This window comes from Parabacteroides sp. merdae-related_45_40, assembly GCF_001915675.1.
Genome location: NZ_MNQY01000042.1, coordinates 21,878 through 37,387 on the forward strand (window position 1 = coordinate 21,878; position 15,510 = coordinate 37,387).

Annotated in this window: 7 protein-coding genes; 3 read left to right on the plus strand and 4 right to left on the minus strand. The window is 49.8% G+C overall.

The window, feature by feature from the left end; all coding sequences use genetic code 11:
* Positions 1–173: 173 nt before the first annotated feature.
* On the minus strand, positions 174–3,758 hold the full coding sequence (locus tag BHV83_RS04500; RefSeq protein WP_122205615.1) for a glycoside hydrolase family 2 TIM barrel-domain containing protein: 3,585 nt from the start codon (positions 3,756–3,758) through the stop codon (positions 174–176).
* Positions 3,759–3,829: 71 nt separating this feature from the next.
* Here BHV83_RS04500 and BHV83_RS04505 point away from each other — a divergent pair, with 71 nt between their 5' ends.
* The 3 genes from BHV83_RS04505 (at position 3,830) to BHV83_RS04515 (ending at position 7,325) form a co-directional block, all read left to right on the plus strand.
* On the plus strand, positions 3,830–4,168 hold the full coding sequence (locus BHV83_RS04505; protein WP_022322245.1) for a cupin domain-containing protein: 339 nt from the start codon (positions 3,830–3,832) through the stop codon (positions 4,166–4,168).
* 293 nt (positions 4,169–4,461) lie between these two features.
* Positions 4,462–5,241 (plus strand): DUF4469 domain-containing protein, encoded by a 780-nt coding sequence (locus BHV83_RS04510; RefSeq protein ID WP_005638629.1) that lies wholly within the window; start codon positions 4,462–4,464, stop codon positions 5,239–5,241.
* A gap of 128 nt (positions 5,242–5,369) precedes the next feature.
* Positions 5,370–7,325 carry a PL29 family lyase N-terminal domain-containing protein gene (locus BHV83_RS04515; protein WP_005638627.1) on the plus strand — a complete coding sequence of 652 codons (1,956 nt, stop codon included), beginning with the start codon at positions 5,370–5,372 and terminating at the stop codon, positions 7,323–7,325.
* A 103-nt stretch (positions 7,326–7,428) separates the two neighbouring features.
* Here BHV83_RS04515 and asnB read toward each other — a convergent pair whose 3' ends face one another.
* The 3 genes from asnB to gltB all read right to left on the minus strand — a co-directional run bounded on the left by asnB (position 7,429) and on the right by gltB (position 15,218).
* Positions 7,429–9,093 carry an asparagine synthase B gene (asnB, locus tag BHV83_RS04520; RefSeq protein ID WP_005648812.1) on the minus strand — a complete coding sequence of 555 codons (1,665 nt, stop codon included), beginning with the start codon at positions 9,091–9,093 and terminating at the stop codon, positions 7,429–7,431.
* Between the two features lie 26 nt (positions 9,094–9,119).
* Positions 9,120–10,553: a glutamate synthase subunit beta gene (locus tag BHV83_RS04525; RefSeq protein ID WP_005638618.1), complete on the minus strand. Its 1,434-nt coding sequence runs from the start codon at positions 10,551–10,553 to the stop codon at positions 9,120–9,122.
* 141 nt (positions 10,554–10,694) lie between these two features.
* Positions 10,695–15,218 (minus strand): glutamate synthase large subunit, encoded by a 4,524-nt coding sequence (gene gltB / locus BHV83_RS04530; RefSeq protein ID WP_286756504.1) that lies wholly within the window; start codon positions 15,216–15,218, stop codon positions 10,695–10,697.
* Positions 15,219–15,510: the final 292 nt, after the last annotated feature.

A 15,510-nucleotide genomic window follows, 5' to 3' on the forward strand; every position in this document is an offset into this window, starting at 1 on the left:
GGCTTAGTAAATGGTTGCTTTGTTTGAATGATGCTTTATCGGTGAATAAAAACCGCCTTATTCCTGTGCTGGGCACAGGATCGCGTTATAACTGGCCGTAGATAATGCCTGTTCTTTTGCGATCCCGCGTCGAGCGTGGAAACAAGGCGGTTAAGTCTTCATTCGCCGATAGGTTACTTCGCGTTCTCGATGCGGAACGAGTAGCTATAGTTTTTGTTCTTTTCAATTTCATAATGTGGGCGCGGGCCTGGGCCGCAACTGCCGTTTCCAATACCACGCTGGATGCAATCGAGATTTAGAATCACTTCCGCACGGCGGATATTGTCGAGGTCATGCCCGTAAGTCAGTTCCCACAGTTCCGGATCGGTGAAGTGGAGTGCGCTGAAGTTCAGGTGGTCTTTAGATGTGATTCGGATACCTTGGTTATCGAGGCTTTTTAGCGTCAGCCAGCGTACATCATCGCGGTTACCCATCGACTGGGCACGTACGTAGGCTTCTTCCATTCCAGTCACGGTGTTCTTGTACAGGCCGACATAGGCTGCATTTTTGCGGTCCCAATAGTTTTCAATCGGGCCGCGTCCGTACCATTCCACCTGTTCGAGTGTCGGGTTCAAAGCAACCTGGAGGCCGAGGCGAGGCAGGTTGAAGTCGTTGCCAGCTTTGAAAGTCGCGTCTACATCGACCGTACCGTTTGCATAGACTGTATAAGTGACGTCGAATGGCAGTACCACTTTTTGGGTTCCGCTTCCTACGGTAGCTTCCAAGCTCGTGGTAATGGTCACCGACTTTTTGTCGGTGGCCTGCTTCCAGTCGAATGCCTGCTTTTTGACGGTGGTCGGCAGATAGTCCCGTTTATCATTGTCCATTGCACGGAACCAGTTGAAATCGAAACCTTCCTTATTATAGATCATATCCGTACCGGCATAGCGTAAAGAAACCATCTTGCCCGTCTCTGGATTGAAAGCGATGAAGAATCCCGGAGCGCGAAAACCGATCTGCCCTTTTTCTTCTTCGACTTTCAGTGTGTCGTTGAAAGCTGTGTCGACAGGAGCTACTGCAATCTTTCCGGTCAGTGAATATTGCTCGGAGGCTACTTCGTGTCCGGCATTCGCCCAATTGCAATCCTTTTTCAACCGGGCTGACAGGTTGAGGAAGTATTCGCTGCCGGCATCCAAAGCCGTTTTATAAGGAATCGTCACTTCGATGTCTTTGTTCGGAGCTGCATCGCCTAAAGATAATACGCCCGATTCGACTATTTGGCCGTCTTTCAACAACTGCCATTGTAAATCGAACTGATTCAGATTAAGGAAATCGTAGCGGTTTTCCAGCTTCACTTTACCCGCCTTCAACTCTACCGGTTTGAATTTGATATATTGGTACACTTTTTTCACTTCGATCAATTTAGGAGTTACCTGGCGGTCGGGAGTTACGATACCGTTACAGCAGAAATCAAAATCGTTAGGTTTGTCGCCGAAGCCACCGCCGAAGTAGTAACGGTCAGACAATTCGCCATATTTGTTGATACCCTGGTCCACCCAGTCCCAGATACAACCGCCTATCATGCGGCAGGAATGGTTTTCGATATAATCCCAATATTCATCGAGGTTACCGATCGCATTACCCATTGCATGCGCATATTCGCAAAGGAAGAACGGTTTGTCGCTCTTCTCCTCGTCCTGTTGCTTCATCGACTCGATGGAAGGATACATTCGGGAATCCATGTCGGCGATCCGGTTTTTGCCTTCATAATGGATCGGACGCGGATCGAGTTTGCGGGCTTCCTTGTATACGGTGTCGAAGTTTTTGCCGTCACCGGATTCGTTACCCATAGACCAGAAGATGACGGACGGGTGGTTCTTGTCACGCTCGACCATGCGAACCATACGGTCTACATAGGCGGGTAACCAGCTTTCCTTGTTGCTGATCGAATGGTTGCCGTGACACTCTATATCGGCTTCGTCCATCACGTAGAGGCCATAGTAGTCGTGTAATGCGTACATCTTGGCATCGTTTGGATAGTGGCTCGTGCGGATCGTGTTCAGATTATAACGCTTGAAAAGCAATATATCCTCGATCATCGACTCGACCGGAACCGCTTTTCCGTGCTGAGGGTGGATGTCATGGCGGTTGGCTCCTTTGAAGAACACCTGCTCATTATTGATATATACCCGCTTGTTCTTGATCTCGATTTTGCGGAAACCGAATTGTGAAGACATAGCTTCTAGTGTTTTGCCAGTCTTGTCTTTCAATTCCAGTATCGCCGTGTAAAGGTAGGGAGTCTCGGCAGACCAGAGACGCGGGTTCTTGACTTCGACGCTGGCCGTGTTGACCGTTTCCTGTCCTTTCCTGATGTCTTTGACAACATCGGATATAAAGGCCACCTGTTTGCCGTCTTGGTCCAGCAACGTGATGTCGACAACCGCTTCGTCCACTGTTTTGCCATAGTTCGTCACGTTTGTACGGACACTGAATATCGCCTTGCTCAGGTCATCTCCTGTGAAGGAAGCGGTCAGATAGTAATCGCGCAAGCGCAGCTTGGGAGTCGCGAACAGATAAACATCGCGATGGATACCGCTCAGGCGGAACATATCTTGATCTTCCAGGTAACTGCCGTCGCTCCAACGGTACACTTCGACAGCCAGGACGTTCTTTCCCGGCTTTACATATTTCGTGATATTGAACTCTGCGTCGTTATTCGCTCCCTGGCTGTACCCGACTTTCTTTCCGTTCACCCAGAGGTACATTGCACTGTAGACTCCGTCGAAATGGATAAAGATTTCACTTCCTTTCCAGTCGTCCGGAATATTGAAGTCACGGCGGTAGGAGCCGACCGGGTTCGGTTCGTCCATAATCGTGTATCCTTTCTTGCCTTGTATGAAAGGAGGGTTGTTGCGATGCGGATACGTGATGTTTGTATAAATAGGAGTACCGTATCCGTACATTTCCCAATTGGAAGGAACCGGAATTTCTTTCCAGCCGGAAACATCGTAGTTCGGTTTATAGAAATTGACCGGACGTTCGGACGGCTGTTTTACCCAATTGAATTTCCAGTTGCCGTTCAACAACTGGTAGCGCGGCGAGTTCGGGCGAAGCCAGGCTTTGCGATAGTCTGGCGAACTTTTCAGGCTTTCCACGGAAGGGAAGGGGACATAAGTCGTATGCCCCGGCTCCTTGTTGACGGCAAAGATAGTTTCGTTCTCCCAATCCTTGTCACTAGAACTGCGCAGGGCCTCCTTGTCAATTTTGATGTTTGACCGGCGTAGTGTCCAGTGTTGTCTGGCACTGGTCGAATCAGCGACAAGCTGGAGAGCCGCTTTTCCTGGTTGCCCGTCGTCACTGATACCGAGGTTCAACCCGTTTGTTATGTTGGTGAACGTGTAGGTGTTTCCTCCTATCTTCGTGAGTTTCCAGAATTGGTTCATATTGGTCGCTCCGTTGTCCCACTGGATAACCGGGCCCGGTTCTTTCGTGTTGTTGTTGTCCACGCATTTATCGGAGAGGGGCGTACAGATCTTATAGACCCCATGGCCGGGAGTCGTCAGTTGCCATACCTGCGACACGCGGTTCTCCACACGGTTGTTGATGAATATCTGGGTCCCGTCGTCTTCGCTGTCTTGATTGTCGAGAACCAGGTTGTTGCTGCTTACGATCTCGTAATAGGCGTTGGGATCGATTTCTTGTGAATGTCCGGTTCGGGGAAGCATGGCCATAAGCATAAGCATGGCGAAGAGCGCCCCAGTAGAAATTCTATTTTTCATGTTGATAGATTTAATAATGCATCAAATGTACGAAAAAACGATTATTTTTGTAATAATTAAATTGCAAAATCATGAAATACGAGAGTAACAATTTTCAGTTTGAGGCAGAAATGCCATGGGAATCAGCGGGTGAAGGTATCGTTAGGCAAATCATGGGTTATAACGACAACCTGATGATGGTCAAAGTCAAGTTCGAAACAGGAGCAATCGGAACGCCGCATACACATCCGCATACGCAAACGACTTATGTAGCGAGTGGTGTGTTCGAGTTCACGACGGACGGTGAAACGAAGATTGTGCGTCCGGGTGACGGCGTATATATGAAACCGGGTATTCTGCATGGTTGCATATGCTTGGAAGCTGGTGTTCTGATCGACACGTTCAGTCCGATGCGGGAGGATTTCTTATAAATGGCAGGAATCCCATTTGTACTACGAAAGTAGCCGGAAGTTCGTATTTGTAATAATAATTGATAATTAAAAGGAAACAAAAAAATAGACATAGTTCGATTAGAACTACGTTAATAATGATGCAAATCTATAAAATAAATCCTAACAAAACGGGTTTTTGTATTAATTTTTATTACCCGTTTGAACCTTTTTGCCAAAATAAAGTGTGTTTTGGTTGTTGATATGGATTTCGTTACTTGAAAAACGCCATAAAAGGAAATAGTTCTAATCGAACTTAATCAAATTTTAAATTTATGGCTTTAAACGAACCTAAAATGCGTAGCATTACCGGCAAATTAGTTGCTAATAAGCTGACGGAGCGTGATGATGACTTTTCTTTTAATGTAACTTATCAGGCAAATCGTTCAGTCAAAGACTTATGCAAGCTGGCTGCAACGAACAGTAAATTTACGGCGTCTGAGTTGGAGAGTGCCTATAACGACTTGATGGCCCAGGCTAAGATAGAACTTTACAATGCTTCTACCGTAGAGTTCGGGTTTGCGAATAATTCACTTGGCGTGGACGGTCCGTTTATAGGTCCGGATGCCAAATTCGATCCGTCGGTCAACAATGTAACTTTACGTTGTTCACCCCGTATCGAATTTAAGGAAGATTTGAAAAACATCAGTGTGATTGTCGCTGGTACGGAAGAAGGATTGCCGACCATTACGAAAGTTGTCGATGTGGCAACCGGCAGTGAAAATCTTCGGATCACTCCGGGCGGTGGTCTTAACGGCGAAGGCAACCGGGTGAAGATAACCGGTTCTGAAGGGCAGACGGTCGGCTTCTTCTTCGTGTCCGATACGGATAAAACGGAAATCCCTGTCCCGGTTTCTGCTTTACTACGCAACGACCCATCTTTTTTTTCATTTATCATTCCTCAGTTAAATAAGGGGGCTTACTATTTGGAGGTTGCGACTCAGGCAAGCACAAATTCAAAGAAGTTGTTGAAGGAACCCCGTCGAAACCGCTTCCCCTATCCTTTGTATGTGGGAAATATTCCCGGAGAAGAAGAACGTCCGGGTGAATTATAATTTGTTCCGGTCATCGGCACTGAACGGTGCTGGTAACTGGCACCGAATGGTCTTGACTACCGGCATCCAGCGATGCCGGTAGTCAAGACTGATTAGTATTATTAATCGAATTTTTATATAATAGAAAAATGAAAAAGATAAAAACGAGTATTTGTGTTTGGTTAGCTCTTTCTGCTGTGTTTATGACCGGATGCTATAATGATGAAGATTTATGGAATAAGATTTCGGGATTGGAGAACCGTATCGAAGCTTTGGAAACCTGGCAGGCTGCGGCCAGTAGCAATATTGATGCTCTTCAAAAGTTGATGGACGAAAATGACTATATCACGGATGTCACTCCTGTGGTTTTAGGCAGTGATACGGTCGGTTATACGATACGTTTTAAGAATCAGGAACCGGCTACGATCTATCACGGCGAGAAAGGCGAAAAAGGGAATACCCCCCTAATCGGTATAAAGCAGTCGGAAGATGGAAATTGGTATTGGACACTTGACGGCGAACTGATGAAAGATTCTGAAGGCAATATAATCGGCGCTAATACACAGAGTATACCTCCTGAATTGAAATTAGGAAGCCAATTGCCGGATGATGCCATTCTGATTGGCGGGGGTAAGAAGAATGATACTGCCGTTTATCTTTCTGTAGACGGAGGTAAGCAGTGGGCGAAAGTTTCAGGTGAGCGTGGCGAAACGGGAGAACAGGGTCCGACCGGCTCACAAGGTCCTGCCGGTAGCGGTGGGGGCGGTGGTAGCTCGTTCTTTAGCGATGTGAAGGTCTATGATGACTATGTGGAATTTATCTTGACTGATGGAACCCGGTTCAGTATGCCTGTCACAGTTGAGAATTATATCGATATAAATGATATAGATTGGGATAAATCCAACGTGTGGAAAGTGATGGATGGCGATAAGCAGGTTGCGGAGATCTGTAAGGAAGGGTTCGGCCGTATTCCGGGGCAAAATGGCGTGACTTATCAGGTCGTAGCCGTTTATCCTGTAGGTGAAGATAACAAGGTAGACCTTGCCAATGGATATATAGCGAAATATCTAGGAGGTGCTAAAGGCAGTAGGAATATTGCCGGAGGTAACATTGGTTGGACAATGCGGGGTAGTTATGAAAATGGTAATGTGTCACCTCTTGCAGCTTTTATTGCGGGAACTGGAGGGAAGGAGGAAATCTCCAAATTGATGATTACATCATCTAAAAATGTCAAGGAATGCAAAAATGGGATTGATAAGTATAAGTTAGAACCCTATACCATTTCGGATGCTGACGGTATTGAGTATCCTATTGTCAAGATAGGAGCGTCTTATTGGATGAGAGAGAATTTGCGTGCTACAAAGTTTAAGGATGGAACTTCTTTGGTTTATCAGCGGAGCGCAACGGATGACCAAAAGTCTCAAACTGTTTATCTTAACGAATATTCGACAGGTACTCAGTATCAGAAAGCAGCTATGTATGATTATTATAAGAAAGATGATAGTTTTGATGTGGAAAGTCAGAGCGATGAGGTGAAGAAACGATATGGTTTGCATTATAACTTTTCGGCTGTGGCGGGAGATTACGATCCATATGTCCAGAATCTTGGTTCAGATTACAATATTCTTTCACAAGATATAGAAGGACAAACTAATAATAGTCTTTGCCCCGAAGGGTGGCATATTCCGACAAGTTTTACGCATGGTGTATTTGGAAATTATTATGCAGACATGGAATATATTGATTATATTTTTGGCTTTGACTGGTGGCATATGATGGCTTCTAATGTGGCGGAAAATAAAGATAGTCGTGATTGGGTGGCTGCTCAATGGTGGAAGTCTGGTGATAATACTCCTGATAATTTGAGTGGACTTTCACTTTATGCTGTGCCTGCACTGGGACAGACAACAGGGTTTGGTAAAACCAATACTCCTAAGTTTAATTCAACGGAGTTAGAAGGAACTGTCTTATTTTGGGTCGATATCTTGTCAAAGGGAATTCCGATGCTTCCATATTTGGATGGCGACAATGATATGATTAATAATAATGTCTCAGCGGCAGCAGTCGGAGCTTGTTATTTCCCTATCCGTTGCGTGCGGGATTAGTGAAGGTCATATAAAAACAGAAGCAAACTTCAGTTTAGAGGTTTGTTTCTGTTTTTTATATAACATACAGATTTGAGTGTGTTTTGTTACGGAGATCGGTATGTCAGTATGCCGCTTCATGTACCCCTTTCACCGCCCGTCCGCTGGGGTCGTTCATGTTCTTGAAGGCGGTATCCCAAGCGAGAGCTTCGGCGGTGGAGCAGGCAACGCTCGGTACGCTCGGCACGCTGCGGGCGGCACTTTCACTGGGAAAATGCTCTTCGAAGATGGTACGGTAGAAGTATTCTTCTTTGTTCTGAGGCGTGTTGATCGGGAAGCGCCGGGCGGCATTCGCCATTTCAGTGTCGCTGACGGCTTGGGCGGTCACCTTTTTCAGCGTGTCGATCCAGCTGTAGCCGACGCCGTCGGAGAATTGTTCCTTCTGCCGCCAGGCTATTTCCGAGGGGAGCACATCGGCGAAAGCCTCGCGGAGAATTTTCTTCTCGATCACGCTACCGGGACACATTTTGGCTTCAGGGTTGAGGCGCATGGCAATATCGAGAAACTCTTTGTCGAGGAAAGGAACGCGACCTTCCACACCCCAAGCACATAAGCTTTTGTTAGCCCGTAGACAGTCATACATATAGAGTTTGCTCAGTTTACGGACGGTCTCTTCGTGGAATGCTTTCGCATCCGGGGCTTTGTGGAAATAGAGGTAACCCCCGAACACCTCATCCGCCCCTTCGCCGCTCAACACCATCTTTATACCCATCGACTTGATTACGCGAGCCAACAGGTACATCGGAGTGGAGGCGCGGACAGTCGTCACGTCGTATGTCTCGATGTAGTAGATCACGTCACGAATGGCATCGAGCCCTTCCTCGATCGTGTAGTTGATCTCGTGGTGGACAGTACCGATATAATCGGCCACTTTCTTGGCTGCCACTAAATCAGGCGCTCCTTTGAGACCGACAGCGAAGGAGTGCAGCTGCGGCCACCATGCATCTGCCTTCCCTTCGGTCTCGATGCGTTTGGCTGCGTATTTTTTGGCTATGGCGGAGGTGATGGACGAGTCCAGACCGCCGGAAAGGAGTACGCCATAGGGCACGTCGCTCATCAGTTGGCGGCGTACGGCCGCTTCGAGGGCATCGTGCAGTTCCTCTACGCTGGCAGGATTATCTTTCACGTTATCATATTGCATCCAGTCGCGGATATACCAGCGGGTGAAATCCTTATCACGGCTATAGAAATAGTGTCCCGGAGGGAACTGGCCGTATGCGGTGGCGAAGCCTTCGAGCCCTTTCAGTTCGGATGACACAAGGAGATGCCCTTCGTCGTCGTGGCCGATATAGAGGGGGATGACGCCGATCGGATCGCGGGCGATCAGGTAACAGTCGTTCGCTTCGTCGTAGAGAGCGAATCCGAAGATCCCGCTCAGCTTTTCCACGCATCCCACGCCGTATTTGCGGTAGAGGGCGAGGATGACCTCGCAGTCGCTTCCGGTCTGGAATTCGTATTCGTCTTTCAACTGTCCGCGGAGTTCGCGATGGTTATATATCTCGCCGTTGACGGTGAGGATCAGTTTGCCGTCTTTGCTTCTCAGCGGTTGTCCGCCGGATGCAGGATCGACGATGGAGAGGCGTTCATGGGCGAGGATGGCGGTTTTTCCTTGATAGATGCCGCTCCAGTCCGGGCCGCGGTGACGGATACGTTTACTCATTTTCAGGGCTTGCTGACGAAGGTCGGCGGCGCTGCTATGGATGTTGAAGATTGCTGTAATACCACACATGGGAATTATGATTTATGAATTATGAATTATGATTTATGGGGGTGCAGGTATTTGTCGATAGCGGCTGCTGCTTTGCGACCGGAGGCCATGGCACGGACAACGAGGCTGGCACCGCTGACGGCATCGCCTGAGGCGAAGATATTAGTGTCGGCTATCCGGTTGGTGCCCGGATCGACGGCGATGTTGCCGCGTGTGTCGACGGCGATGGAAAGTTCTTTGATCAGCCCTTCCTGTTCGGGGTGGATGAAGCCCATCGCGAGGAAGACGAGGTCGGCTTCGATTATTTCCGTACGGCCTGTCTTCCACATTTCGGGACGTCCGCCGTTTTTCGCAGGCAACCATTCCACCTCTTCGACTTCGACGCCTTTCAGTGTGTTCTTTTCGCCGATGAAACGGACGGAGGCGAGGTTCCAGCGGCGGATGCATCCTTCTTCGTGGCTGCTGCTCGTTTTCAGCACTTGCGGGTACAGGGGCCAGGGAGTTGTCGGGTTATGTCCGACGGGCGGCTGGGGCATGATTTCGATTTGCGTCACGTTAGCGGCTTTGTGGCGATTGGCTGTCCCGACGCAGTCGCTTCCCGTGTCGCCGCCACCGATGATGAGGATTTTCTTGCCTTTGCAGTTGATGATGTCTTTAGGCGGGATGACGATGCCTTCGAGGATACGGTTCTGTTGTGACAACAGTTCGAGGGCGAAATGGACGCCTTTCAGATTACGCCCTTCGATGGGGAGGTCGCGCGGCACTTCGGAACCGATGGCGATACAGACGGCATCGAACGTCGAGGCGATCTCTTTGGCGGATACTTCGTTGCCGACCATCGTGTTGACTTTGAAGACGATCCCTTCCTGTTCCATCAGCCGGATACGGCGGTCGATGATGTTCTTCCCTAATTTGAAGTTCGGAATACCGAATCGGAGCAGGCCGCCTGGGAGTTCGTATTTCTCGAATACCGTTACTTCGTATCCCCGGCGGTTCAGTTGGTTGGCTGCTGTCAGTCCGGCCGGGCCGCTGCCGATCACGGCTACCCGCTTGCCGTTGCGGATGGGGCGGACCGGTTGGATGTATCCTTCGCGAAAAGCGGCCTCTACGATGGAGGCTTCGTTCTCGCGTATCGTGACAGGCTCGTCACAGCTCAGTTTCAGCACACAGCTTTTCTCACAGAGAGCGGGGCAGATGCGTCCGGTAAACTCCGGGAAGTCGCAGGTCTGCTCCAACACGTGGAAGGCTTCGCGCCATCTGCCTTTATAGAGCAGGTCTTGCCATTCGGGTTGTTTGTTACCTAACGGGCAGGCCCAGTGGCAGAAGGGCACGCCGCAGTCCATGCAGCGGGAAGCCTGTGTGCGGCGGTCGCTGCTGTTGAGCGTTTGTTCTACTTCGCTAAAGTCGTCGATGCGTTCATGAACGGGACGATATCCGGCTTCTTGCCGGTGTATGGTGAGGAATGCTTTCGGATTTCCCATGTTGGTAATTGATTGTTTATACTGATACTTTTCTTTTCTTCGTAATTCGGCCCGGATGGGTAGGGGGGACCTTGTAAGGACGGTGACTCCTCACGCATAAGGACGGTCGCTCCTCACTTGCCGGGTACGTATCCCTGCCGTTTAGTAGTCGCGCTGCATTTCAGCGATTTTTTGTTGCAACTTCTTCATCTGCTCTTCCTGCAAGACCTTTTTATATTCGATCGGGACGATCTGTATGAATTCATCCACATACTTGTTCCAGTTGTCAAGCATTTTGCTTGCGAGGTGACTGCCAGTGAAATGGTAATGTTTGCGGATCAGTTCGTGCAGTTCCTTGCGTGTCGTGCTGTCTTCGATCAGCGAGAGTTCGACCATCTCCATATTGCAGTAGTAGTCGAAGTCTCCTTCCTTGTTCCACACATAAGCAACACCGCCGCTCATGCCGGCGGCGAAGTTGCGCCCTGTACGTCCGAGAACCACCACGCGTCCTCCGGTCATATATTCGCAGCAGTGGTCACCGACTCCCTCTACGACGGCGATAGCACCGGAGTTACGCACGCAGAAACGTTCGCCTACACGTCCGTTGATATACACTTCGCCGCTTGTCGCCCCGTACATCAGGGTGTTTCCGGCAATCGTGTTGTTTTCGGCTACGAAGGTCGACCGTACCGGAGGCATCACGCTGATACGTCCTCCGCTCAAGCCTTTGCCTAAATAATCGTTGGCTTCTCCTTCGAGGCGGAAGTTGACACCGTGCGCAAGGAAGGCGCCGAAGCTCTGTCCGGCCGAACCTTTGAATTTGATATTAAGCGTATGTTCCGGTAATCCTGAGTTGCCGTATCGTTTGGCAATCTCACCGGAGAGCATGGCGCCTACCGAGCGGTCGGTGTTGGCTATGGCATAATCCAAAGAAATCTCTTGTCGGTGCTCGATGGCCGGCATGGCATGCAGGATAATGTCCTGGTCTTTTACATGTCCGGTCAAGTGGACCTGCTCTGCCGTATGACGTATGGCATTTGTAGCAGCCTGTGCTGGGATGTGCAGCAATTTGGAGAAATCGAGCAATGCGTATTTGCCGGATGCAGATGGCGTGGGTGGGCGCTTATCGATCAGGTCCGTACGCCCGATGATGTCATCCAGCCTTTTGAAGCCCATCTCCGCCAAGTATTCTCGGACCTCTTCGGCGAGGAAGGTGAAGAAGTTCACCAAATATTCGTAACGGCCGTGGAAACGTTTGCGCAGTTCCTCGTTTTGGGTGGCGACACCCACCGGGCAGGTGTTCATGTGGCATTTGCGCATCATCACGCAGCCCAGTACGATCAGGGCGGAGGTGGCGAAACCGAACTCTTCGGCTCCCAACAGGGCCATCAGGACGATGTCGCGCCCGGTCTTCAACTGTCCGTCGGTTTGCAGCCGGACTTGCCCGCGAAGGTTATTCATGACCAGTGTCTGTTGCGTCTCCGACAATCCCAGTTCGGGAGGCAGTCCGGCGTAGCGGATGGAGCTCATCGGAGAAGCACCTGTTCCCCCTTCGGCTCCCGATATGACGATGCGGTCGGCTTTAGCTTTTGCTACGCCTGCTGCAATTGTCCCGACACCGCTTTCCGATACCAGCTTCACGCTTATTTCGGCACTCGGGTTGACATTTTTCAGGTCGAAGATCAGTTGTGCTAGGTCTTCGATCGAGTAAATGTCATGGTGGGGAGGAGGAGAGATCAGCGAGATACCTGGAATGGAGTGGCGTGTTTTGGCAATCACGTCGTTAACCTTGAATCCCGGCAGCTGTCCACCTTCACCTGGTTTTGCGCCTTGGGCGACTTTGATCTGTATCTCTTCTGCATTCACTAAATATTCAGCGGTTACGCCGAAACGTCCGGAGGCCACTTGTTTGATGGCGGAACGGAGGGAGAGACCGTCTTCGCGGGGAGTGAAACGGGCGGAGTCTTCGCCTCCTTCCCCTGTGTTGCTGCGTCCATGTATCTTGTTCATTGCTACTGCCATCGTCTCGTGCGCCTCTTTGCTGATCGAGCCGAAGCTCATGGCGCCCGTGACGAAACGCTTCATGATCTCGCTTATTGGTTCCACATCTTCGATCGGAATGGATTTTCCCGTTCGGAAGGTCAGGAAATCTCGGAGGAAGATTGGTGTATCCTTTTTGTCTACGAGATGTGTGTATTCCTTGAACTTCTTGTAGCTACCCAAACGGGTTGCCTGTTGGAGGGCTGAGATCGTTTCCGGGTTCCATGCGTGTTTCTCGCCGTCTTTGCGGAAACTGTATAGCCCTTTGTGCTCAAGAGTCAGACTGTCTATTGTCCCTCTAAAGGCCTGATGATGCAGGGCGATGGCGTCGGCGGCTATCTCTTGCAGGCGGATACCGCCTACACTGCTGGCCGTCCCTCCGAAATAGGCATCGGTAAGTGCGGTCGAAAGGCCGACTGCCTCAAACAGCTTGGCGCCTCGATAGCTGCGGATCGTGCTGATTCCCATCTTGCTCATGACCTTGAACAGACCTTTGCAAAGCGCTTTGATGTAGTTCTTGCGTGCCATTTCGTAGTTGAGCTGTATTTCCTGCCTGTCCACCAGATCTTGGAGGATGGCGAACGACATATATGGGTTGATGGCGCTTGCTCCGTAGCCTAAGAGCAAGGCTGCGTGCATCACTTCGCGCATTTCCCCAGTCTCCACCACCAATGCGGTCTGCACACGTTTTTGTGCGGAGATCAGGTGGTGGTGCACGGCGCTGACGGCAAGGAGTGAAGGGATAGGGGCATGGGTTTCGTCCACATCCTTATCGCTCAGGATGATGTAGTTCACACCGTCTGCGACAGATTGTTCTGCTTGCATGCAAAGCCGGTCGAGGGCGGTTTTCAGTCCTTCGCAGCCCTGCGATACTTCGAAGAGCATCGGCAGCTTGACGGACTTGAAACCTTTATAGCGGATGTTGCAAAGAATATCTAATTGCGTGTTGGTCAGTATTGGGTGAGCGAGGCGTACCATCTTACAATGTGCCTCGTTCGGTATGAGGATATTACTTCCTACAGCACCAATATATTCTGTTAGGCTCATGACCAAATCCTCACGGAGCGGATCGATTGGCGGGTTCGTCACATGGGCGAACTGTTGGCGGAAATAGTTGAACAGCAGTTGAGGATGCTCGGAGAGGACGGCCAGCGGTATGTCGTTTCCCATTGAACCGACCGGCTCCGTGCTGCCTATGCACATCGGGGCGATGATACGCTCGATGTCCTCGCGGCTGTACCCGAAAGTGCGTAGCATCCTGTCATATCCGGCAACGGTGTGCGGGACGTGTCGCCCGGACTTCAGTTCGTCCAGTTCCACCCGGTTGTTTGCTAGCCAGACGCGGTAGAACTGTGCGCCAGCAAGCTGCTTTTTCAGTTCGCCGTCGTAATAGATCTTGCCTTCTTCCGTATCGACCAGCAGGATTTTGCCCGGTTGTAAGCGTCCTTTTTCCTCTATCTCGTCCGGCTCGAAGTCCATTACGCCCACTTCGGATGCCACGACCATCATGCCGTTTTTCGTGATCAGATAACGTGCCGGGCGCAAGCCGTTGCGATCGAGCATTCCTCCGGCATACCGTCCGTCGCTGAAAAGCAGGGCGGCCGGGCCGTCCCACGGTTCCATCAGGATGGAATGATATTCGTAGAACGCTTTCAGGTCTTCCGATATCGGGTTTTTTTCGTTGAAACTTTCCGGAACCAGCATCGCCATGGCATGTGGCAGGCTCATGCCGGACGCCACGAAGAATTCCAGCACGTTGTCCAGTGAAGCGCTGTCGCTCATATCCGGCTGGATGATCGGGCGTATCTCGTCTATATTCGGGATGCGGGGAGAGGACAGGACGCTTTCACGTGCTTCCATCCAGCCACGGTTGCCCCGTATCGTATTGATTTCCCCGTTGTGTGCCAGGAGGCGAAACGGTTGTGCTAGACTCCAGGTCGGGAATGTGTTCGTGCTGAAGCGGGAGTGGACGAGTGCCAGTCCGCTTGTCAGGTAGGGGTTGGTCAGATCAGGGAAATAATGGCGAAGTTGCATTGATTCCAGCATGCCTTTATATATGATGCTCTTGGTGGAAAGTGACGCTACGTAGAAATCTTTCCTGTTCGGTATATCGGATGCCGCCATCCGTTTCTCGATTCGTTTGCGGATGATGTATAGTTTCAGTTCCAATACTTGCTGGTCGTCACATCCGGTGATGAACACCTGTTTGATATCCGGCTCTGTATCCCGTGCGTCTTTTCCTAAGATGTCCGTGTTGACAGGTACTTTGCGCAGATGCATTAAGGTCAACCCTTCCTTTTCGATCTCTTCGATCATGATACTGAGGATAGCCGAATGCTGTTTCTCGTCTTTCGGAAAGAAGACTAGTCCGGTTCCGTACTTACCTTTTTCCGGTACGGGGATGCCTTGCAGTAAGATAAACTCGTGTGGAATTTGTAACAGGATGCCTGCACCGTCGCCGGTCTTGTTATCCGCTCCTTCCGCACCCCGGTGCCGCATGTTTTCCAATATTTTAAGGGCTGATTCCACTATGCCGTGCGATTTACCGCCGTGGACGTTTACGACCAGTCCTACGCCGCAAGCGTCATGTTCGTTGGCAGGATCGTATAATCCTTGCTTATTGTTCAAATTGCTCCTTATATCCATTGTTAGTTGACCTTATATTTGTAATGTATTTGATTTGTTTATCAAATTGCTTGGCAAATATATGTTATTTGTTTCAAAATGTAATAATATTGAGTGCGGATAAGGAGAAGCTTTTTTATTCTATAGATTGGTTTGTTTCTATTTGAAAGTGTTTTGCTGATTTGTGTGACAATTTGTAATAAAACTATTGTTTAATTCTTTCAAATAGAAAGTATATTGTATTCTTTCGATACGTATTCTTGGAGGATAATAAAGGAGAGGATGGAATGAAATTTACCGGATGCGACCTGCC

Coding starts and splice junctions, on each gene's coding strand:
- gltB (WP_286756504.1), bottom strand. CDS start 15,218: ATGGATATAAGGAGCAATTTGAACAATAAGCAAGGATTATACGATCCT.
- BHV83_RS04500 (WP_122205615.1), bottom strand. CDS start 3,758: ATGAAAAATAGAATTTCTACTGGGGCGCTCTTCGCCATGCTTATGCTT.
- BHV83_RS04505 (WP_022322245.1), top strand. CDS start 3,830: ATGAAATACGAGAGTAACAATTTTCAGTTTGAGGCAGAAATGCCATGG.
- BHV83_RS04510 (WP_005638629.1), top strand. CDS start 4,462: ATGGCTTTAAACGAACCTAAAATGCGTAGCATTACCGGCAAATTAGTT.
- asnB (WP_005648812.1), bottom strand. CDS start 9,093: ATGTGTGGTATTACAGCAATCTTCAACATCCATAGCAGCGCCGCCGAC.
- BHV83_RS04525 (WP_005638618.1), bottom strand. CDS start 10,553: ATGGGAAATCCGAAAGCATTCCTCACCATACACCGGCAAGAAGCCGGA.
- BHV83_RS04515 (WP_005638627.1), top strand. CDS start 5,370: ATGAAAAAGATAAAAACGAGTATTTGTGTTTGGTTAGCTCTTTCTGCT.